This window comes from Pseudidiomarina sp. PP-1MA (genome assembly GCF_041200125.1).
GTDB lineage: Bacteria > Pseudomonadota > Gammaproteobacteria > Enterobacterales > Alteromonadaceae > Pseudidiomarina > Pseudidiomarina fusca.
The window spans coordinates 714,140-730,915 of sequence record NZ_CP165718.1; the positions used below are offsets into that span (position 1 = coordinate 714,140).

The following is a 16,776-nucleotide window of genomic DNA, read 5'->3' on the forward strand; positions in this document are numbered from 1 at the left end:
TCCACCGCCGCAGAACTCAGTTCGTTGGCCTTATCCTCATGCTGCTTGTTATGAGCTTATGGGGCACGCAAGTAGCTGCTAACGATGTGCAAGAAATCGACACCAAACGCTGGCATGTGAACCTTGCTTTGGGATATGGCCAGTTAGATAACCCTCGTTTTAAGAGTGAGCCGATACGAAGTCTTGTGCTGCCTAGCGTGAGCTATTACGGCGATCGCTTTTACTTGGAAAACCTTACCTTGGGGTACAGTTTGTATGAATCCGATCAGATCATTATCGATTTGCAAACTCACCTCAACGAAGATGGCTTGCTGTTTGAATTAAAAGGGCTCGGTAATGTGTTGCTGAGTGACTTACTGGGCTATGCGCCTATTAATGACCCATTTGAAGAGCCTAATTACGCTGATGTGGAGCGTAATATTTCTTACTTAGCTGGCATCTATATGGAACTGCCTACCCCCTGGGTGACTGCTTCGTTAGGGGCTTATCAGGATATCAGTGGTGTGCATCATGGCCATGAAGTGCTATTTAAACTTAATCGTCGCTTTGAGTATGAGTATTTTGCCACGGCAGTTGAGTTAGGCTGGGCTTATAAAAGTTCTGAGTTAAGTCGTTACTATTATGAAATCGGTCCGGCTGAAGTGCATCAAGAAAGTGATAGATTTCGGCAATACAGCGGCATCAATAGTTATGCGCGAGGGATTTTAAACCTGCCGTTAAATCCTTCTTGGAGCCTCGTGGCGATTCTTGAGTACAATCGCATTGATAGCGGTATTGCGCGGAGTCCGTTATTAGATAAACAGCATTATTGGGGCGGCTTTTTGGGGTTTAGCTATGCCTTTTAAAAGGCTCTTAGTCACGCTAAAGCCTTTGCTATTGGGGCTAGTTACGCTGTTAAGCTGGACCCTACCTAGTCCGGCCATGGCGAACGCTCTGAAAGGGCTGCAAGTGACCCCGAAAACCTGTGTACAAGAGGCTGGCGCAAGCTCCTGTAACATGACCGTGAGGATCCGTTATCCGACCATTCTGGCCCAACCGAGTTGTCTATGGTTGTCGTCGGTTGAGGCGGCGCGCCAACAATTACAGTGCTTTGCGCAAGGCACACCTATCAGTACTCAGCGCCAGGTTAGGTTACAGCAAGATGGCCTGATTGAACTACAACTAGTAAATGGTAACGTGGTTGCTAGCGCCGAGCTGCGCATTGCGCAATTGATTGAAAGTAAACGCCGGAAACGACGAGGTTTGGGATGGAACATTCTGTAGCTACACCAATAAAATTGCTGTTGATTGAGGATGATCAAGCACTGGCGCAATTGATCGTCGATTATCTGCAAGAGCAGCATTATCAGGTCTTGCACTTTACCTCGATTGAAGAAAGTCTGCGTTTAGCGAATCGGCAAGCGATTGATTTAATAATCTGCGATGTGATGCTGCCGGGGGTTAATGGGTTTCAAGGTATTGCGCGACTAACCAGCCATTTTGCCTGTCCGTTGTTGTTTTTGAGTGCGTTATCAAGCCAACGTGAACAAATTATGGGGTTAGAACTAGGTGCTTGCGACTACATTACCAAGCCGGTGGACCCTTCGCTGTTACTGGCCAAAATTAAAGCGAACTTGCGTAAAACCAAAGCAACCAGTAATCCAACGCTATTACTCGGCGACATCGAGTTTAATCGGCAACGCCGCAGCATGCACTACCAGCAGCAGGTTTGTGAATTCACTCATAAGGAATTTGCACTGCTGTGGATGTTGGTGCTGCATTGCAATCAGGTTCTGTCACGGGAATATTTGTTTGAGCAGACGGTGGGACGAAGGTACGACGGATTAGATAGAACCATCGATTTAAAAATTAGCCGGTTGCGGAAAAAACTCGAACAGGCGGCTATTCCGCAGCTGGAATTAATGACGGTTTACGGCCAAGGCTACAGCCTGATATACAATAGCCGCGGTATGCCATGAAGGGATTGAGCTTGGGCGGCATGCGCTGGAAATTTGTCAAGCTGATGAGTTTGTTGCTGCTGTTATCTGGATTTCTTTATCTCAGCTTGAGTGAATTAGCGGCCCGTAACGATCCTGAGCAAGGTCATTATTTTGTATCCATTCAACAGTTTGAACGTGCCGGTGAGTTGACTGACATTAGACTGGTAGATGCTAGCGAACTAGCTCTGCCGGAAACCAGTTTGCAGCAGTTAGCGCAGGGGCAAACCCTGGCCCTGCGATTAAGTGATGAACAGCTCTACTATTATCGGCAAATAGCGACGGGGGAATTGTTGCAAGTTGGGCCAGTGTTTGCACACCCAGTAGATGATAGTTGGTTACGATTGATCATTATTGGCTTTTATCTTGGCTTAGTAGTTATTGTGTTAGTGCTGGTGTGGCCGGTATTTCGTGATTTGCAGCGGCTACAACAACAGGCACTGATGTTTGGCGAAACGCCACAAGTTTTGCCGCAGGTGATTTCTGCTCGTTCGCCGATTGCGCCCTTAGCGCAAACTTTTAGCCGCATGTCGCGGCAGGTGATGAAGCTGGTCACCATGCACACGCAGTTGTCGCAAACCATCTCGCATGAGGTGCGCACGCCGCTGGCGCGGATGCGTTTTGCGTTAGAGCTGATGAAGCAAACTCCACACAATGATAAGTATCAGCGGCAAATTCAGCGTGATCTCAAACTGATTGAAAACCTAGCCAACAGTTACTTGGCATTTGCGCGGTTGGATTACTTTGACGAGCATCCGTTGGCCGCTTTTGATTTAGCTAAGTTTATGGATTCGGTTGCTGGGCACTATGAGGTCTTTGAAGATACGTTACAGTTGTCGTTTAGGCATGAGGGGCAATCTGGTTACGGTGATAGCGAGGCCTTGTTTGTGGTATTGCAGAACTTAATTAGCAATGCGATGAAACATGCGCAGGGCGCCATTCAGGTGAGTTTTGTAGTGAATTCAGCGTGGTGTGAGTTAACAGTTGAAGATGATGGTACTGGTTTCTTGCCGGGCCAAGATCTGTTTGCGGCTTTTGTTAAGCCCGATGCGCATACTGCGGGTTTTGGCTTGGGGCTTTATATTGTTCAACAGATTGCACTCTGGCATGGTGCTAAGCTTAGCTGCGATAGTTCACCCAAGCTTGGTGGCGCTCGCATTATCATGCGCTGGCCCAATCAACGGCGTACCAGCCGCGTAACCAGCACTTAACCGCTACAAAAAAACCGCCACAAGGGCGGTTGTTTTGTATCTGGCGGAGAGAGAGGGATTCGAACCCTCGATACGCGGTTAGCGTATACACACTTTCCAGGCGTGCTCCTTCAGCCACTCGGACACCTCTCCAGAAGTGGCGGTATGATAGGGAAAAGCTGGGGGTAAATCAACAGACTTGTGGTGATCCGAAGCGATTAACTCAGTCTTTGCACTTTTTCATACCTAAGTCGAATGGGAATATTTACTGGCTGGGCTACTCTAGGGGCATTGCAGTACAAACTTTGAGAGGCCTACCATGAGTTACCCCCGAGAATATGAGTCATCGTTGCAACGCCGCGACGCTTTTTGGTTACAGCAAGCGAAGAAGCTGCATTGGTTTAAAGAGCCGCAGCAAGCTGTATCGCTCAAACCTAATGGCTGTGCGGATTGGTTTGCTGATGGTGAGCTAAATGTGTCTTTCATGGCGTTGGATTATCACGTGGATAATGGTCGTGGTGATCAATTGGCGTTGATTTATGATTCACCGGTGAGTGGTGCTAAAGCAAGCTACACCTTTCGTGAGTTGCGTGATCAGGTGGCGCTATTTGCTGGTTTGTTGAAAAAGCAGCATGTGAAGAAAGGCGACCGGGTGGTGATTTATATGCCGATGATTCCGCAGGCGGCAATTGCGATGTTGGCCTGTGCGCGGCTTGGAGCGGTGCATTCGGTAGTGTTCGGTGGATTTGCACCGCATGAATTGGCGGTGCGGATTGATGATGCGACACCCAAAGTGATCGTGACGGCGTCGTGCGGCATTGAGGTGAATCGAGTGATTCCTTATAAGCCGATGGTAGATAAAGCCATTGAGGAAGCGAACCACAAGCCGGCGCAAGTGATTGTGTGGCAGCGCCCGGAGTGTCAGGCTGAGTTATTGCCAGAGCGTGATATTGATTGGCAGCAAGGGCTGCAAGGGGTATCGCCGGCGGAATGCACCGTGGTTGCCGCGACAGATCCGTTGTATGTATTGTACACCTCGGGCACTACGGGTAAGCCAAAGGGGGTAGTGCGAGACACGGGTGGCTATGCGGTGGCGTTGCATTATTCGATGAATTTAGTGTACGGCTTAAAGCCCGGGCAGGTGATGTTTACGGCCTCGGATGTGGGTTGGGTTGTGGGGCATTCTTATATTGTCTATGGGCCCCTGCTGGCTGGTGTAACGACGGTGCTGTACGAGGGTAAACCCGTGCGTACGCCGGACGCTGGCGCGTTTTGGCGGGTGTGTGCAGAGTATGGTGTCAATGTCTTGTTCTCTGCTCCTACAGCGTTTCGGGCGGTGAAAAAAGAAGACCCAGAAGGACTGTTGTTTGCAGGCTACGATTTATCTAAGTTGCAACGTATTTACATGGCGGGTGAGCGGTTAGATCCGGCCACCTATGAATGGACGACCGCCATTACCGGTAAGCCGGTGTACGACCATTGGTGGCAAACGGAATCAGGCTGGCCAATTTGTGCTAACCCGGTGGGCGCGGCTGAGCATCCGATTAAACCTGGTTCAGCCACCTTGCCACTACCTGGTTATGATGTGCAAATATTGGATTATAAAGGGCAACCGGTAGGGCCTAACGAGCAAGGTGCGGTAGCGATTAAATTGCCGTTGCCGCCAGGGTGCTTAACCACTATTTGGAATAACGAAGAGCGTTTTGTCAGTGGTTATCTGAGTGAATTTGAGGGCTACTACAGTACCGGTGACGGTGGCTATAAAGACGATGATGGCTATGTGTTTATCATGGGGCGTACCGATGATGTGATAAACGTTGCCGGGCACCGTTTGTCTACCGGTGAGATGGAAGAGATTCTGGCGCAGGACAATGCCGTGGCTGAGTGCGCTGTGATTGGTGTGCATGATGAATTGAAAGGACAAGTGCCGGTGGGGCTAGTCATCACTAAAGATGGGGTACAGGTGAGCGCTGAAGAACTCACGGCTCGGTTAGTGCAGCTGGTGCGGGATGAGATTGGTGCGGTAGCTTGTCTGAAGCGGATTTTAGTGGTGCCGCGGTTACCGAAAACTCGTTCTGGCAAAATTTTACGCAGGGTATTGCGCCAATTAGCTGATGGCGAGCCGGTACAAGTGCCATCAACGATAGATGATCCTAGTTGTATTGATGAATTACGCGAACAGCTAGCGGGCTAGCTGTTCTGCGGGGGTATTCATTAAAGATCCTTAGCAGCGTCATTTTCGGGGCGCTGCTCGGGGTCGGCACTGGGCTCAGCGGTGGCACCAGCCTCTTGTTGCTGCTCTAATTCTTGCTGTTTCTGTAAGCCGCTGGTGCTGGCGCGGCTATGTGGCATCACCGCATGTTCAGACCAACTACGAATATGCAGATCCCGTTGCGGGAAAGGCACTTCAATCTTGTACTCTTCAAGTGACGTATGGATTTCCCACAAGAAGGCGGCTTTAACGGCGCCAGGGCGATTAACGGCTTCGGGTTTCAGCCAGGCCACCAACTCAAAATTAAGTGAACTATCACCAAACTCTACGAACCACACTTGGGGTGGTTTATGGGTGCCATCCTGTAGGGTATGAGGCACTCGTTCTGCGGCTTCTAAGACAGCCTTTCGTACCAGTTCTTTATCGGTTCCATAGGCGACGCCAAAGGGCACATGAATACGCCGATAGGTGTCGCGCATGGTCCAATTGGTCATGCGGCCACTGACAAACTCAGAGTTTGGCACGATAATATCAATGTTGTCGTTGGTGGTGATGATGGTACTGCGAATATTGATTTCTTTCACTTCACCGGTCACGCCAGATTCAAGTTCAACAAAGTCGCCAACCTTTAGCGTTTTTTCGAACAGCAACATGATACCGGCGGTAAAGTTGCTGATCAGGTTCTGTAAACCAAAACCGACGCCGATACCCAATGCACTGGCAAAAATGGCAAACTTAGTGAGATCGATCCCGACGGAAGATACAGCCACTAAAAAGCCAATCAACATCACCACATAGTGGGTGATGCGAGTGAGGGCGTATACCGAGGACTGCGCCATCGATTTACGATAGCTGGCAAAGCGGCGCAAGGCATTTTGGAGTACTCGCGACACCACGTAGGTGATGATTAAAATGAACAGCAGTCGCGCCACAGAACCGTAGGTGATTATGGTTTCACCTACGGTAAAGATCTCGTGCTCAAACCAATGAAAAAAACTGCTTATTTGGTTTAGTAGTTGCTCCATAGGCTTAGCTCATGCGGGCTTGCAAAAATAGCGCTAAACCTAATCGCTCAATCAGACGCAGCTGTTGGCGCAACCAATAGGCATGATCTTCTTCGGTATCTTTGAGGATGCCGACTAGCATGTCACGACTAACAAAGTCACCTTGCTGTTCACAAAATTGAATCACTTCACGCAGTGTTTTGGCGTTGTTACGCTCAAGCTCTAGATCGTTAGCCAGCATGGTGGGTACGTCGGTGGCGATGGTGTGTGGTTCGCGTTGCTCTAAGTTAGGTTGTTCACCCAAAAATAAAATTCGGCGAATCAGCAGATCTGCGTGACCACGCTCATCATCCACTTCGTGGTTGATTCTTTCGTACAATGCATTCAAGCCCATATCTTCATAGATACGAGAATGGGCTGTGTACTGGTCAATGGAGGTCAACTCAAAGGCCAACAGACGATTTAACTGCGCAGCTACAGCGCTTGCATCAAAGCTCATGATCACTACTCCCAGGTTCTGTTAATCTGATAGTTTGGTTTGCAGATACATAGGCACGCCAAGTTTGCCTAGCAGATCGAGTTGGGTATCTAACCAATCTAGATAATCTTCTTGTTGTTCTAATATCTCGGTGAGCAGATCTCGGCTAACGTAGTCTTGGGCTTGTTCACAGTGCTTAATAGCACTACGTAGCTCAGTCACATCGGCGGCTTGCACTCGCTGATCAAGCTGCAAGGACTCTTCAGGATCTTCACCTATGTATAATTTGCCGAGGTCTTGCAGGTTAGGTAGGCCATCTAAAAACAAAATACGCTCGATGATTTTATCGGCGTGTTTCATTTCATGAATAGAGGCTTTATAGGCGGCTTGGTTGAGAGCTTCGAAGCCCCAGTTGCGATACATGCGGGCATGCAAAAAGTATTGATTAATCGCGGTAAGTTTACGCGTAAGTATGCGGTTTAGTTCAGATAAAACCTGTGGTTTGCCATGCATGGTGATACTCCTAACTGTTTCCTTTGGGTAACAGCTTAAGCGTAGCACACCTGAATTGGCAATAAAGTTTCGAATTGTTTTTGTTGTTTGCGTTCGGCAACGGCTTCTTTTAACACCGTTTTTGCGCACTGAGTACAGCAGCCACACTGGCTGCCTACACCATACTGTTGGCGTAATTCGCGCATGCTAGAAAGGCCATCATCCACCGCGCGACGGATGGTTTTATCACTGACCCCTTTGCATAAACACACGTACATACTCATCTCCTAGCAACAACTAGAGAGATGATAAACTTAATGAGAATGATTTGCAATAGCGCTATATGCTAATGATCAATAAAATGACATGTAAGGCTACGACAGTAAAGGTGAGCCTACCGCGGAGTTCAAGATACCAGCCGTGCTCACTGAGCTTGCGCCGCTCGTAATTCAGCCAAAATAGGTGCAGCAGGGCTAAAATAGCCAGACTAGCTAGCTGAGTATCGCTGCACCAAGGCAAGGCTTGCCACACTAACAGTAAAAAACCGGTGACTGACGGAAACATACTCCATTGCAAGTTGCGTGATTGGTCTTGCTGTGGCTGTTGCAGGCTAAGCCCCCAGTGCACACCACCCAAGAAGCTGAAAATAATGGCGCTGTAGATAATAAAAAGTTGTATTGCGTGGGCGCCATAGATATCCAGCAGGGCCAGCAAGGTTAGCCCAATAAAGGGAATAAGCCCGGCAAAGCCTAATCGTTGAGCGGTGTACTGAGTGGTTAGCTGCATGCTTTATAAGCCTGTTTTAAGTAAATAAATGGTGTAGGCCACGTAACCGATCAAGAAAATCACACCATGCACTCGATTGATACGGTTTTGGCGCGCATTTGGACGGAACGCGAAAACTAACAACAACACGGTCAATAGCGCCATAACCAGCCAATCGCGACTAAACACTAAGGGGTCTAGGTCGATCGGATGAATAGCGCCGGCGATACCAACCACTGCCAGCGTATTGAACATGTTTGAGCCAATCACGTTGCCCAGGGCTAAGTCATGTTCGTTTTTACGCACAGCAGCAATAGATGAAGCTAGCTCTGGCAATGAGGTGCCAATTGCGACCACGGTTAGGCCGATGACTAAATCACTTACGCCAAAAGCGGTAGCGATATCAACGGCTCCCCAGACTAAAATACGTGAGCTGATGATAAGTAAGATCAAGCCAATCACAAGCCAAGTGATAGCTTTGCCGAGCGGCATGGCATGGGCCTTCACTTCCGCTTCAAATTCACCTGCCATGGCATCATCGCCACCGCGCATGCCTTGATAGATGCTCCAGCCCATGTAAAGTGCAAATACCGCCAGCAGGACCCAAGCTTCAAGCTGAGTAATCACACCATCGACTAAAGGCCACGCAACTAGAAAGGTAATGGCGATAAGAATGGGCGCTTCACGTTTGAGCACTTGGCTAGCTACTGCAATTGGAGCTAACACGGCTGTTAAACCAAGAATTAATGCAATATTGGTGATGTTAGAACCAAAGGCGTTACCCAGAGCCAGACCCGGATTACCTTGCAGTGAGGCAATGGCTGATACCACCATCTCTGGTGCTGATGTACCAAAACCGACAATCACCATACCTATGAGCAGGGGGGGCATGCCTAAATGGTTGGCGGTAGCGGCAGCACCATCGACAAAGCGATCGGCACTCCATACCAAGAGTGCAAGTCCAATAATTACAGCAGCGATGGCAAGTAACATAGGTTTCCTAAACAAGTGAACGATAAGTTGTCATAGTTTAACGTGAAATGATAAGGCTTGTGAATGTGCTTGTGGTCGGTCTAGACTGAATAAAACATGAAAGGATAACAATATGACAGATAATCACTCACAGATACCGCCTCAGCGGCCTGACTTTATCATCGATAGCTGGGATTTTTCGGTAGTGCCGGCGCAGCCGGTGCATCAGAACTATCATCAACGACAACAGAGCTGGTTTCATTTTCAGCGTGATTTGCCCGGCTTGAGTGACTGGTTGTTGGCGGCGGGTATTCCGGAACCGTTGATTGATGCGGTGTTAGAAGAAGATACTCGGCCTCGATTTGAACGGGTTAGTGCTGGCTTCTTGTTGATTTTGCGTGGGGTGAATTTGGGGTTGGGTGAGCAACCTGAAGATATGGTGAGCTTGCGAATTCTATTTTACAACGACAACTTGTATAGCTTCAGAAAACGCCCCGTGAATGCGGTGCGAGCGCTGCAGAAAAAGCTCGAGTTGGGCCAGGGCCCTGACTCTATTGCTGATTTTTTGGTGCATTTGGTTGATGAGACCAACAATCAGTTGGAGCAATTGCTAGATACCATCGAGTTAGAGATGGAAGAGCTGGAAGATGACAGCAAAGGGACTACGGCGCAACGGCAGCGGCAACTTACGGTGTTGCATCGACGCTTATTGCGATTAACTCGTTTTGTGCGCCCGCAAATTGCCGCGTTAGATAAGTTAGCGGTGGATGGACCTAAGTTATTTGAGGCTGAGTGGGTGCAATGGTTGCTGAATGAGCGCGACAATACCCAACGTGAACTTGAGAATATGGACATGCTGCTAGAGCAGGTGTGGATGTTACGAGAGCATTTGCAGCAAGAAGTGGCAGAAAAAATGAACCGCAATACCTATTGGCTTTCGATGGTTGCGGGGGTGTTCTTACCGATCAGTTTCTTAACCGGACTGTTTGGTATTAACATTGGCGGCATGCCAGGGATTGACGATGCCGCTGCTTTTTGGATTTTCAGTGGGGCGTTACTGATTATCGCAGTGGTTGAATTCTTGCTATTACGCCGACTTCGCTTTTGGTGAGGTAGGCACGGGCTGAGCTGGTGGTGCAGTAGATACTGGTGGCGTAAACGGGCGTACCAGCGGTGCTTGGTCATGAAAGCCGGGCAATTCACAATGATCTGCGGCAAACACCACCAAGTGGTCAAATTCCGGCCGTAAACCTACCTCATCGCCCACGTTCATTTGTTCGTGGGACGGGCTTAAGGTGAGTACTTCGATGCCGCTGTTAAGCTGTACGCTGTAAAGATTGTGAGCACCACGAAAACCGCGTGCTTTAATGCGCCCGCGCAGACGCGAATTAGTATCAGGAACGATATCGTCCGGGCGCACTAAAAAACTCACCGGGGTGCCATCAGGTACGGTCAATAAGCTCGGATGCTCTAGCATGCCTAGCGGTGAGGCTAACGAGCCCGAGGCATTGACGGTACCTTGCAGCAGCACGCCATGGCCGATAAAGTCGGCCACCAGCTGATGGCGTGGCTGGTGATACAGTTGATACGGGGTTTCCCATTGCAAGAGTTCGCCCTGATACATCACCCCAGCTTTATCAGCCATGGCAAAGGCTTCTTGCTGATCGTGGGTGACGAGCAAAGCGGTGATTTGTTCTTGTTTGAGCAGCTCACGAACTTCAACGGCTAAGCGCTCTCTTAATTCTGCATCAAGACTTGAAAAGGGTTCATCAAGAAGCAATAAGCGTGGTTTTGGTGCGAGCGCCCGAGCCAAGGCAATACGTTGTTGCTGGCCACCGGAAAGCTCATGAGGATAACGTTTTTGATAGCCGGGCAAGCCAATCCGCGTCAGTAATTCATCCACGCGAGCGCGGCGCTCGGCGGCACTGGCTTTGCGCATACCAAAACTAATATTCTCGGCCACGGTTAAATGCGGAAACAGGGCAAAGTCTTGAAACACCATGCCAATGCCACGCTGCTCTGGTGGGGTCAGCTGGTTGGCCGAAGAAACACATTCGTTGGCCATGGTAATGGTACCTAACTGTAACCCTTGAAAACCCGCGATAGCACGCAACAAGGTAGTTTTACCGCACCCGCTGGGCCCCAGTAAGCAGCCGATTTCGCCTGCTTCAAGCTGTAAACTGACACCGCGGACAATGTGCTGGGTGCCAAAGCTGATGTGGATCTTATCAAGCTGTAACAGGGGCAAAATCAGACTCCTTGGTCGTGTTGGTGGGAGCTGTTAGCTGCGAATTGCGACTTTTTAGCATAGCTCGCGATAACAAAATCACCGGAATTAAACCTACTAGTACCATCATCAGGGCCGGCGGGCCAGCATCGGCAAGGCGTTCATCGCCTGCCATTTCGTAGGCGCGCACGGCTAAGGTATTAAAATCAAACGGCCGCAGTACCAGCGTGGCTGGCAATTCTTTGAGTACATCTACGCCGACTAAAATCAGTGCGGTAAGCACACTGGGGCGCAGTAAGGGTAAATGTATTTTACGCAACACCTGCAGCGGGCGGTAGCCCTGAATGCGGGCAGCTTCGTCCATGCTCGGACGGATCTCGGCCAAGCCAGCATTGATGGTTTGTAGCGAGACACTTAAAAAGCGCACCACATAGGCAAACAGCAAGGCAAACAAAGTGCCCGAGAGTAATAAGCCCGGATTGTAGTCAAACCAGTTTTTGCTCAGAGCAATGATAGCGTGGTCTAGTTTGCTCAATACCAACAACAGGCCAACGGCAATCACCAACCCGGGAATGGCATAGCCTAAACCGGCAAAGGTCACACTCACGCGTACCGCTGGCGTAGGTAACTGGCGGCGGCCGTAACCAAGCCAAAGAGCCATTGTCACTACAATCACCGCGGCGATAAGAGCTAGCATAAAGCTGTTAAAGGTGAGCTGCCAAAAGTCAGGGTCGACCCACACTTGCCAGCGCTCTAATGACCAACTGGCCAATTGTAGTGCTGGTAAAATAAAGCCAAACACCAGCGGTAACCAACACACCAAGCTGGCCAGCCAGGCTTTGGTGCCGTGTAATTGAAAGGGTTGGGCGGGGCGACTAGCTCGTTGGTCGTATCGTGCTTGGCGGCGCGACCAACGTTCTAAAAACATCAAGGCAATCACTGCGATCAGCAGCATCCCAGCCAACTGTAGAGCACCGTTTAAATCACCTAAACCGTACCAAGTACGAAAAATACCGGTGGTAAAGGTGGTGACGCCAAAATAGGCGACGGTACCATAATCGGCGAGGGTTTCCATTAGCGCTAGGGTGGTGCCGGTCACTATGGCTGGGCGTGCCAGCGGCAACGCCAAGCGAACAAAACACTGCCATGGGTTTAGGCCAAGACTACGTCCTGCTTCTAGGGTCGTGGCAGATTGCTGAATAAAAGTGGCTCGGGTAATCAGATAAACGTACGGAAACAGTACTAAGCTCAAGACGAGGATAGCGCCGCCTAAGCTCCGAATTTGGGGGAACCAGTAATCACCGTAGCCCCAACCAAAGGTGTCGCGCAGCGTGGTTTGCACCGGACCGGCAAAATCAAGCATGCCGGTATAGGTGTAGGCGGTGATGTAGGCCGGCATGGCGAGTGGTAGTAGCAAGGCCCACGTGAGGATCCGTTGGCCAGGGAATCGACAGGCTGTAGTCAGCCAGGCGGTGCTTACGCCGAGCGTGATAACGCCAACGGCAACCCCAAGTAGTAACCATAAAGAATGCCGGATGTACTCGGGCACCACAGTTTGCCACAGGTGGCTAAGGGTAGCGTAATCACCGCCGATGAGCAGTTCTACGCCAACCCATAAAATCACTAACAACGGCAGCCCTAACAGAGCTGCCGTTGCAATCAGCGATAATTTACGCCACGCCGTGAACAAGCTTAACGCCAGCCTGCACGGTTCATTAATTTAACCGCATCGGCATTGTTCTCACCTAAGAAACGCATGGACAGGTCGTCAGCTTTAAACTCGCCCCATGCTTGTAAGGTTTCGCTCCACTCTACCCCAGTTACCGCAGGGTATTCATTGTTGGTGGCGGCGTACCAAGCTTGCGATTCAGGCGACAGCAAGAACGCAATGAGTTGCTCTGCAGCGGCTTTATTTTTCGCATGTTTGGTGATACCAATGCCACTGACGTTGACGTGGGTACCAAAGCTATCTTGGTTCGGCCAGAAAATCTTCAGTTTGCTGGCGGCTTCGCGCTGCTCGGCATCATCGCCAGTTTGCATCAGGCCAAAGTAGTAAGTATTGGCAACGGCTAGGTCGCACATGCCTGCAGCGGCTGCTTTTAATTGGTCACGGTCACCGCCCACCGGAGGTTTTGCTAGGTTAGCAACAAGGCCTTCAGCCCATTGCTCGGTGGCCTCTGGGCCCCAGTGTTCGATTAGCGCCGCAGTTAACGATTGGTTGTAGATGTTGTCTGAAGAACGGATACAGACTTTCTTGCGCCATTCTGGTTTAGCTAAGTCTTCGTAGCCAGTTAATTGGCTCGGGTCAACTTTACCTTCAACATAGAAAATAGGGCGTGCCCGTAAGCTTAAGCCTACCCATAAATCATCGCTACCATGCAAATGCTCAGGCACTGCAGCTAACACAGCTGGGTCGGTCAGCGGCTGAAACACGCCTGCTTGCGCAGCACGGTGCAAGTTACCAGCATCAACGGTGAGGAATAAATCGGCCGGAGTATTTTCGCCTTCGTTCTGTAACCGGGCCAGGAGGGCATCGCCGCCACCGGTTAATAAGCGTACTTCAATGCCAGTTTTGGCAGTAAATTGCTCCAGTGCAGGTTTAATTAGCGCTTCTTTACGCGCAGAATATACGTTAACCGTGGTAGCTTGTGCTACTGTTGCGGTTAAGCTTGCTGCAATTGCAGTCATGGTAAGTAATTTACGGAACATGATTGAACTCATGGTGATTTACCTCGTAGTGTTACGTGGATTATATAGAAAAAATAAAAGGAACGATATTGATTCGCATTAAGTAACCCTTAAGAGTTATTCTCGTGCAAATGCGAATCATTATCAACAAATAATTTGTAAAATCTAGGAAAGAGACCTTCAGCCTATGTCAAATATGTCAGCACTAGCGCTCATTGGGGTGTTATCTATCTTGTGCCAATGGGGTGCGTGGCGGTTAAAAATACCAGCGATTTTACCTCTGTTGTTGGTGGGGTTAGCGATTGGCCCAGGTTTGGGCTGGTTAGATCCTGATGCGGTGTTTGGTGATTTGTTGTTTCCGATAGTGTCACTTTCGGTTGCCATTATTTTATTTGAAGGCGCATTAACCTTGCGTTTTGATGAAATCCGTGGACACGGCCGCATGGTAACTAACTTGGTTAGTATCGGTATGGTCATTACTTGGCTGATGATTGCGGCGGCGGCCTATTATCTGATTGGCTTTGGCTGGGAGATGGCGGCACTGTTTGGGGCGTTGGTGGTGGTGACTGGCCCGACAGTGATCATGCCGATGTTACGATCGGTACGGCCGTTAGCTCGGCTGGGCAACATTTTACGTTGGGAAGGGATCATCATTGACCCGATCGGTGCCTTGTTGGCAGTGTTGGTGTATGAATTTATTATCGCCAATCAAGGCGCCGGTATCAGCCACGCCATGCAGGCCTTTGCCACTACGTTAGGGGTAGGCTTCGCGCTGGGTTTTGCCAGCGGCAAATTACTCGGACAAGCGCTTAAATTTAGTATCTTTCCGCATTATTTGAAAAACGTCGCGACCGTAGCTGTGGTGTTAGGGGTGTTCGCTTTATCCAATGCCTTACAACACGAGTCTGGGCTGCTGACCGTCACCGTTATGGGGATGGTGATGGCGAATATGCGCGGGCTAGATTTAGATGACATCCTTGAGTTCAAAGAAACCTTAAGTGTGCTGCTTATCTCTGGGTTGTTTATTCTGTTAGCGGCGCGCTTAAATGCGGATGCCTTTAGCAGCCTAGGCATGCCGGCGGTGTTACTGTTGGTGATTATCATATTTGTGGTACGCCCAGTGAGTGTGTGGGTGTCTTCCATCGGTACCCAAACCACCTTTAAAGAGAAGATCTTGCTCAGTTGGATTGCGCCACGCGGGATTGTTGCAGCGGCGGTATCAGCGTTGTTTGCCTTAAAAATGCAAGAGGCTGGTTGGGAACAAGCAGAATTGTTAGTGCCTTTAGTATTTTTGGTGATTTTAAGTACTGTGGTGTTGCAAAGCTTAACCGCCAAGCCGTTGGCGCACTTTCTAACGCTGCGGGAACCGCCACCACGGGGCTTTCTCATATTTGGCGCTAATCCGCCGGCACGGCAAATTGCCAAAGCCCTAAAGGAACACAACTTTCCGGTATTGTTGGCCGATACTAACTGGGAACATGTGAAGTTAGCACGCATGGAAAACTTGCCGGTGTACTTTGGTAACCCTACTTCAGAGCATGCTGAAAATAATATGGATCTGAATGGCATTGGCCAGGTGTTGATTCTGTCGCCATATCGGCAGTTAAACCCGGTTGTCGCGATGCACTTTATGGATTGGTTTGACGAAGACAAGATCTTTGCTCTGCAAAACTCCGAGCATGATGCGCCGGCTCGTAACCAATTACCGGAAGTGTTTCGTAAGCGCTTAAAATTGTTCGGCAAAGGGGTAAGCTTTTCTAAGTTATCAAGTTTGTCGTTTCAGGGAGCGCAGGTAAAAACCACAGCATTGACCGAGTCGTTTCATTACGATGATTATCAAGAGCGCTACGGTAACCGAGCTTTGCCGTTATTTGCCCTAGACGAACGTGGGGTATGCCATTTGTTTAGTACGGACCAAACCTTCACTCCAGCAGCCGGTTGGCAGATTGTCGCGTTGATAAGTCCAGAGCAAGAAAAGAAGCTAGATCAAGCTTCCGCTTAACACTAAATTAACCAAGAAAACAGAAACTTACCATTTTGTTGCGAAATTGTAATTGATTTGGAAAATAAAGTTAGTTATAGTCTAACTCATGGATTGCGGGGTTACTTCACGGATTGACGTGACCCTGTTCGAACACGGATGTTCTTCCTTTCTTTTTATTCAGTGCTATTCCCTTTATACTCTTGTACTTAAATTATCTGTAAGTGAACCTTACCAGCCCAAGCTGCGGCCGCTGCCGTACTGTCATGAGATGAATATGATGCAGTTGAACAAATCTTCCACATTGACGCATCTAGGTAGCCTAGTAGTGGCTGCGAGTTGGCTGTTGCTCAGCGGTTGTCAGCCAGCTGGCGATGCCGAACGTTTAACCAACCAAGAGCTAGCCTTAGTACAGACTCTCGACCAACAGCAGCTACCTAACCAAGATTGGGCGCTGTCGAGTGCGGTCATTCAGCTTAGTTTTTGTCGCAATCGAGTCAACGATGCCTTACTGGCCGAAGGTGAAGAGCTAAACCGCTGGCGCCTGGTGGGTGAGCGCTCAGCGTTTCCGCGCCAACGTCAAGAAGGGTTGGAGCAGTTAGCAGAGCTCTACCATGACCATGGCGTGCTGTTATGGCAGCAGTGGGGGACGGTAAGTTCACAGCTCTATCGCATTGTTTATCCTAGCCGATACAGCGAACCTAATGTGTTTAATGCGCTGGCCAGCTTAGGCCGCGATGAAAAAATTTGTTTCAGCTCGTTAGACGCCAGCCAAAGTGAGTAGTAACGCC

At 49.5% G+C, this 16,776-nt stretch carries 17 protein-coding genes and 1 tRNA gene; 8 read left to right on the plus strand and 10 right to left on the minus strand.

Annotated elements, in window-relative coordinates:
* The first annotated feature begins 50 nt into the window (after nucleotides 1–50).
* From AB8S08_RS03245 to AB8S08_RS03260, 4 genes are read left to right on the plus strand one after another with little or no spacing between them, the layout of a single operon-like run.
* Nucleotides 51–845: a MipA/OmpV family protein gene (locus AB8S08_RS03245; RefSeq protein WP_369743579.1), complete on the plus strand. Its 795-nt coding sequence runs from the start codon at nucleotides 51–53 to the stop codon at nucleotides 843–845.
* The gene (locus AB8S08_RS03250) at nucleotides 835–1,263 is read left to right on the plus strand and encodes a DUF3019 domain-containing protein (RefSeq protein WP_369743580.1); all 429 of its coding nucleotides are present in this window, start codon (nucleotides 835–837) and stop codon (nucleotides 1,261–1,263) included. The genes AB8S08_RS03245 and AB8S08_RS03250 overlap by 11 nt, the downstream gene beginning before the upstream one ends.
* Nucleotides 1,248–1,958, plus strand: a complete 711-nt coding sequence (locus tag AB8S08_RS03255) for a response regulator transcription factor (RefSeq protein ID WP_369743582.1) — start codon at nucleotides 1,248–1,250, stop codon at nucleotides 1,956–1,958. Before AB8S08_RS03250 ends, AB8S08_RS03255 begins: the two co-directional genes overlap by 16 nt.
* Nucleotides 1,959–1,978: 20 nt before the next feature.
* Nucleotides 1,979–3,187, plus strand: coding sequence for an ATP-binding protein (locus tag AB8S08_RS03260; RefSeq protein ID WP_369743584.1), 1,209 nt, complete (start codon nucleotides 1,979–1,981; stop codon nucleotides 3,185–3,187).
* 41 nt (nucleotides 3,188–3,228) lie between these two features.
* On the opposite strand, the gene AB8S08_RS03265 is transcribed toward AB8S08_RS03260, so the two are convergent.
* Nucleotides 3,229–3,319, minus strand: a tRNA-Ser gene (locus tag AB8S08_RS03265).
* A 166-nt stretch (nucleotides 3,320–3,485) separates the two neighbouring features.
* Here AB8S08_RS03265 and AB8S08_RS03270 point away from each other — a divergent pair.
* The gene (locus AB8S08_RS03270) at nucleotides 3,486–5,360 is read left to right on the plus strand and encodes a propionyl-CoA synthetase (RefSeq protein ID WP_110074902.1); all 1,875 of its coding nucleotides are present in this window, start codon (nucleotides 3,486–3,488) and stop codon (nucleotides 5,358–5,360) included.
* A 20-nt stretch (nucleotides 5,361–5,380) separates the two neighbouring features.
* On the opposite strand, the gene AB8S08_RS03275 is transcribed toward AB8S08_RS03270, so the two are convergent.
* From AB8S08_RS03275 to AB8S08_RS03300, 6 genes are all read right to left on the minus strand, one after another.
* Nucleotides 5,381–6,403 carry a mechanosensitive ion channel family protein gene (locus AB8S08_RS03275; RefSeq protein WP_369743585.1) on the minus strand — a complete coding sequence of 341 codons (1,023 nt, stop codon included), beginning with the start codon at nucleotides 6,401–6,403 and terminating at the stop codon, nucleotides 5,381–5,383.
* A 4-nt stretch (nucleotides 6,404–6,407) separates the two neighbouring features.
* The gene (gene bfr / locus AB8S08_RS03280; RefSeq protein WP_369743587.1) at nucleotides 6,408–6,881 is read right to left on the minus strand and encodes a bacterioferritin; all 474 of its coding nucleotides are present in this window, start codon (nucleotides 6,879–6,881) and stop codon (nucleotides 6,408–6,410) included.
* Between the two features lie 21 nt (nucleotides 6,882–6,902).
* Nucleotides 6,903–7,373 carry a bacterioferritin gene (gene bfr, locus AB8S08_RS03285; protein WP_369743589.1) on the minus strand — a complete coding sequence of 157 codons (471 nt, stop codon included), beginning with the start codon at nucleotides 7,371–7,373 and terminating at the stop codon, nucleotides 6,903–6,905.
* A gap of 35 nt (nucleotides 7,374–7,408) precedes the next feature.
* Nucleotides 7,409–7,630 (minus strand): bacterioferritin-associated ferredoxin, encoded by a 222-nt coding sequence (locus AB8S08_RS03290; protein ID WP_110074898.1) that lies wholly within the window; start codon nucleotides 7,628–7,630, stop codon nucleotides 7,409–7,411.
* A gap of 61 nt (nucleotides 7,631–7,691) precedes the next feature.
* The gene (locus AB8S08_RS03295; protein WP_369743590.1) at nucleotides 7,692–8,138 is read right to left on the minus strand and encodes a DUF3429 domain-containing protein; all 447 of its coding nucleotides are present in this window, start codon (nucleotides 8,136–8,138) and stop codon (nucleotides 7,692–7,694) included.
* 3 nt (nucleotides 8,139–8,141) lie between these two features.
* Nucleotides 8,142–9,110, minus strand: coding sequence for a calcium/sodium antiporter (locus tag AB8S08_RS03300; RefSeq protein WP_369743592.1), 969 nt, complete (start codon nucleotides 9,108–9,110; stop codon nucleotides 8,142–8,144).
* A 112-nt stretch (nucleotides 9,111–9,222) separates the two neighbouring features.
* Between AB8S08_RS03300 and AB8S08_RS03305 the strand changes: the two genes are divergently transcribed.
* Entirely contained in the window at nucleotides 9,223–10,200 is a 978-nt protein-coding gene (locus AB8S08_RS03305) for a CorA family divalent cation transporter (protein WP_369743594.1), read from the plus strand.
* On the opposite strand, the gene AB8S08_RS03310 is transcribed toward AB8S08_RS03305, so the two are convergent.
* Genes AB8S08_RS03310 through AB8S08_RS03320 form a run of 3 tightly spaced genes read right to left on the minus strand, consistent with a single transcriptional unit; the run spans nucleotide 10,177 to nucleotide 14,037 of the window.
* Complete coding sequence (locus AB8S08_RS03310) at nucleotides 10,177–11,331, minus strand: ABC transporter ATP-binding protein (RefSeq protein ID WP_369744179.1); 1,155 nt, start codon at nucleotides 11,329–11,331, stop codon at nucleotides 10,177–10,179. The genes AB8S08_RS03305 and AB8S08_RS03310 overlap by 24 nt on opposite strands.
* On the minus strand, nucleotides 11,318–13,006 hold the full coding sequence (locus tag AB8S08_RS03315; protein ID WP_369743595.1) for an ABC transporter permease: 1,689 nt from the start codon (nucleotides 13,004–13,006) through the stop codon (nucleotides 11,318–11,320). The genes AB8S08_RS03310 and AB8S08_RS03315 overlap by 14 nt, the downstream gene beginning before the upstream one ends.
* Before the next feature lie 2 nt (nucleotides 13,007–13,008).
* Complete coding sequence (locus AB8S08_RS03320) at nucleotides 13,009–14,037, minus strand: Fe(3+) ABC transporter substrate-binding protein (RefSeq protein ID WP_202912488.1); 1,029 nt, start codon at nucleotides 14,035–14,037, stop codon at nucleotides 13,009–13,011.
* Between the two features lie 154 nt (nucleotides 14,038–14,191).
* On the opposite strand from AB8S08_RS03320, the gene AB8S08_RS03325 reads away from it, so the two are divergent.
* Nucleotides 14,192–16,006, plus strand: coding sequence for a cation:proton antiporter (locus tag AB8S08_RS03325; protein ID WP_369743597.1), 1,815 nt, complete (start codon nucleotides 14,192–14,194; stop codon nucleotides 16,004–16,006).
* A 256-nt stretch (nucleotides 16,007–16,262) separates the two neighbouring features.
* On the plus strand, nucleotides 16,263–16,769 hold the full coding sequence (locus tag AB8S08_RS03330; protein ID WP_369743599.1) for a hypothetical protein: 507 nt from the start codon (nucleotides 16,263–16,265) through the stop codon (nucleotides 16,767–16,769).
* Nucleotides 16,770–16,776 lie beyond the last annotated feature (7 nt).

Coding starts and splice junctions, on each gene's coding strand:
- AB8S08_RS03305 (WP_369743594.1), top strand. CDS start 9,223: ATGACAGATAATCACTCACAGATACCGCCTCAGCGGCCTGACTTTATC.
- bfr (WP_369743587.1), bottom strand. CDS start 6,881: ATGAGCTTTGATGCAAGCGCTGTAGCTGCGCAGTTAAATCGTCTGTTG.
- AB8S08_RS03260 (WP_369743584.1), top strand. CDS start 1,979: ATGCGCTGGAAATTTGTCAAGCTGATGAGTTTGTTGCTGCTGTTATCT.
- bfr (WP_369743589.1), bottom strand. CDS start 7,373: ATGCATGGCAAACCACAGGTTTTATCTGAACTAAACCGCATACTTACG.
- AB8S08_RS03275 (WP_369743585.1), bottom strand. CDS start 6,403: ATGGAGCAACTACTAAACCAAATAAGCAGTTTTTTTCATTGGTTTGAG.
- AB8S08_RS03325 (WP_369743597.1), top strand. CDS start 14,192: ATGTCAAATATGTCAGCACTAGCGCTCATTGGGGTGTTATCTATCTTG.
- AB8S08_RS03330 (WP_369743599.1), top strand. CDS start 16,263: ATGATGCAGTTGAACAAATCTTCCACATTGACGCATCTAGGTAGCCTA.
- AB8S08_RS03255 (WP_369743582.1), top strand. CDS start 1,248: ATGGAACATTCTGTAGCTACACCAATAAAATTGCTGTTGATTGAGGAT.
- AB8S08_RS03245 (WP_369743579.1), top strand. CDS start 51: ATGAGCTTATGGGGCACGCAAGTAGCTGCTAACGATGTGCAAGAAATC.
- AB8S08_RS03295 (WP_369743590.1), bottom strand. CDS start 8,138: ATGCAGCTAACCACTCAGTACACCGCTCAACGATTAGGCTTTGCCGGG.
- AB8S08_RS03270 (WP_110074902.1), top strand. CDS start 3,486: ATGAGTTACCCCCGAGAATATGAGTCATCGTTGCAACGCCGCGACGCT.
- AB8S08_RS03250 (WP_369743580.1), top strand. CDS start 835: ATGCCTTTTAAAAGGCTCTTAGTCACGCTAAAGCCTTTGCTATTGGGG.
- AB8S08_RS03300 (WP_369743592.1), bottom strand. CDS start 9,110: ATGTTACTTGCCATCGCTGCTGTAATTATTGGACTTGCACTCTTGGTA.
- AB8S08_RS03290 (WP_110074898.1), bottom strand. CDS start 7,630: ATGTACGTGTGTTTATGCAAAGGGGTCAGTGATAAAACCATCCGTCGC.
- AB8S08_RS03320 (WP_202912488.1), bottom strand. CDS start 14,037: ATGAGTTCAATCATGTTCCGTAAATTACTTACCATGACTGCAATTGCA.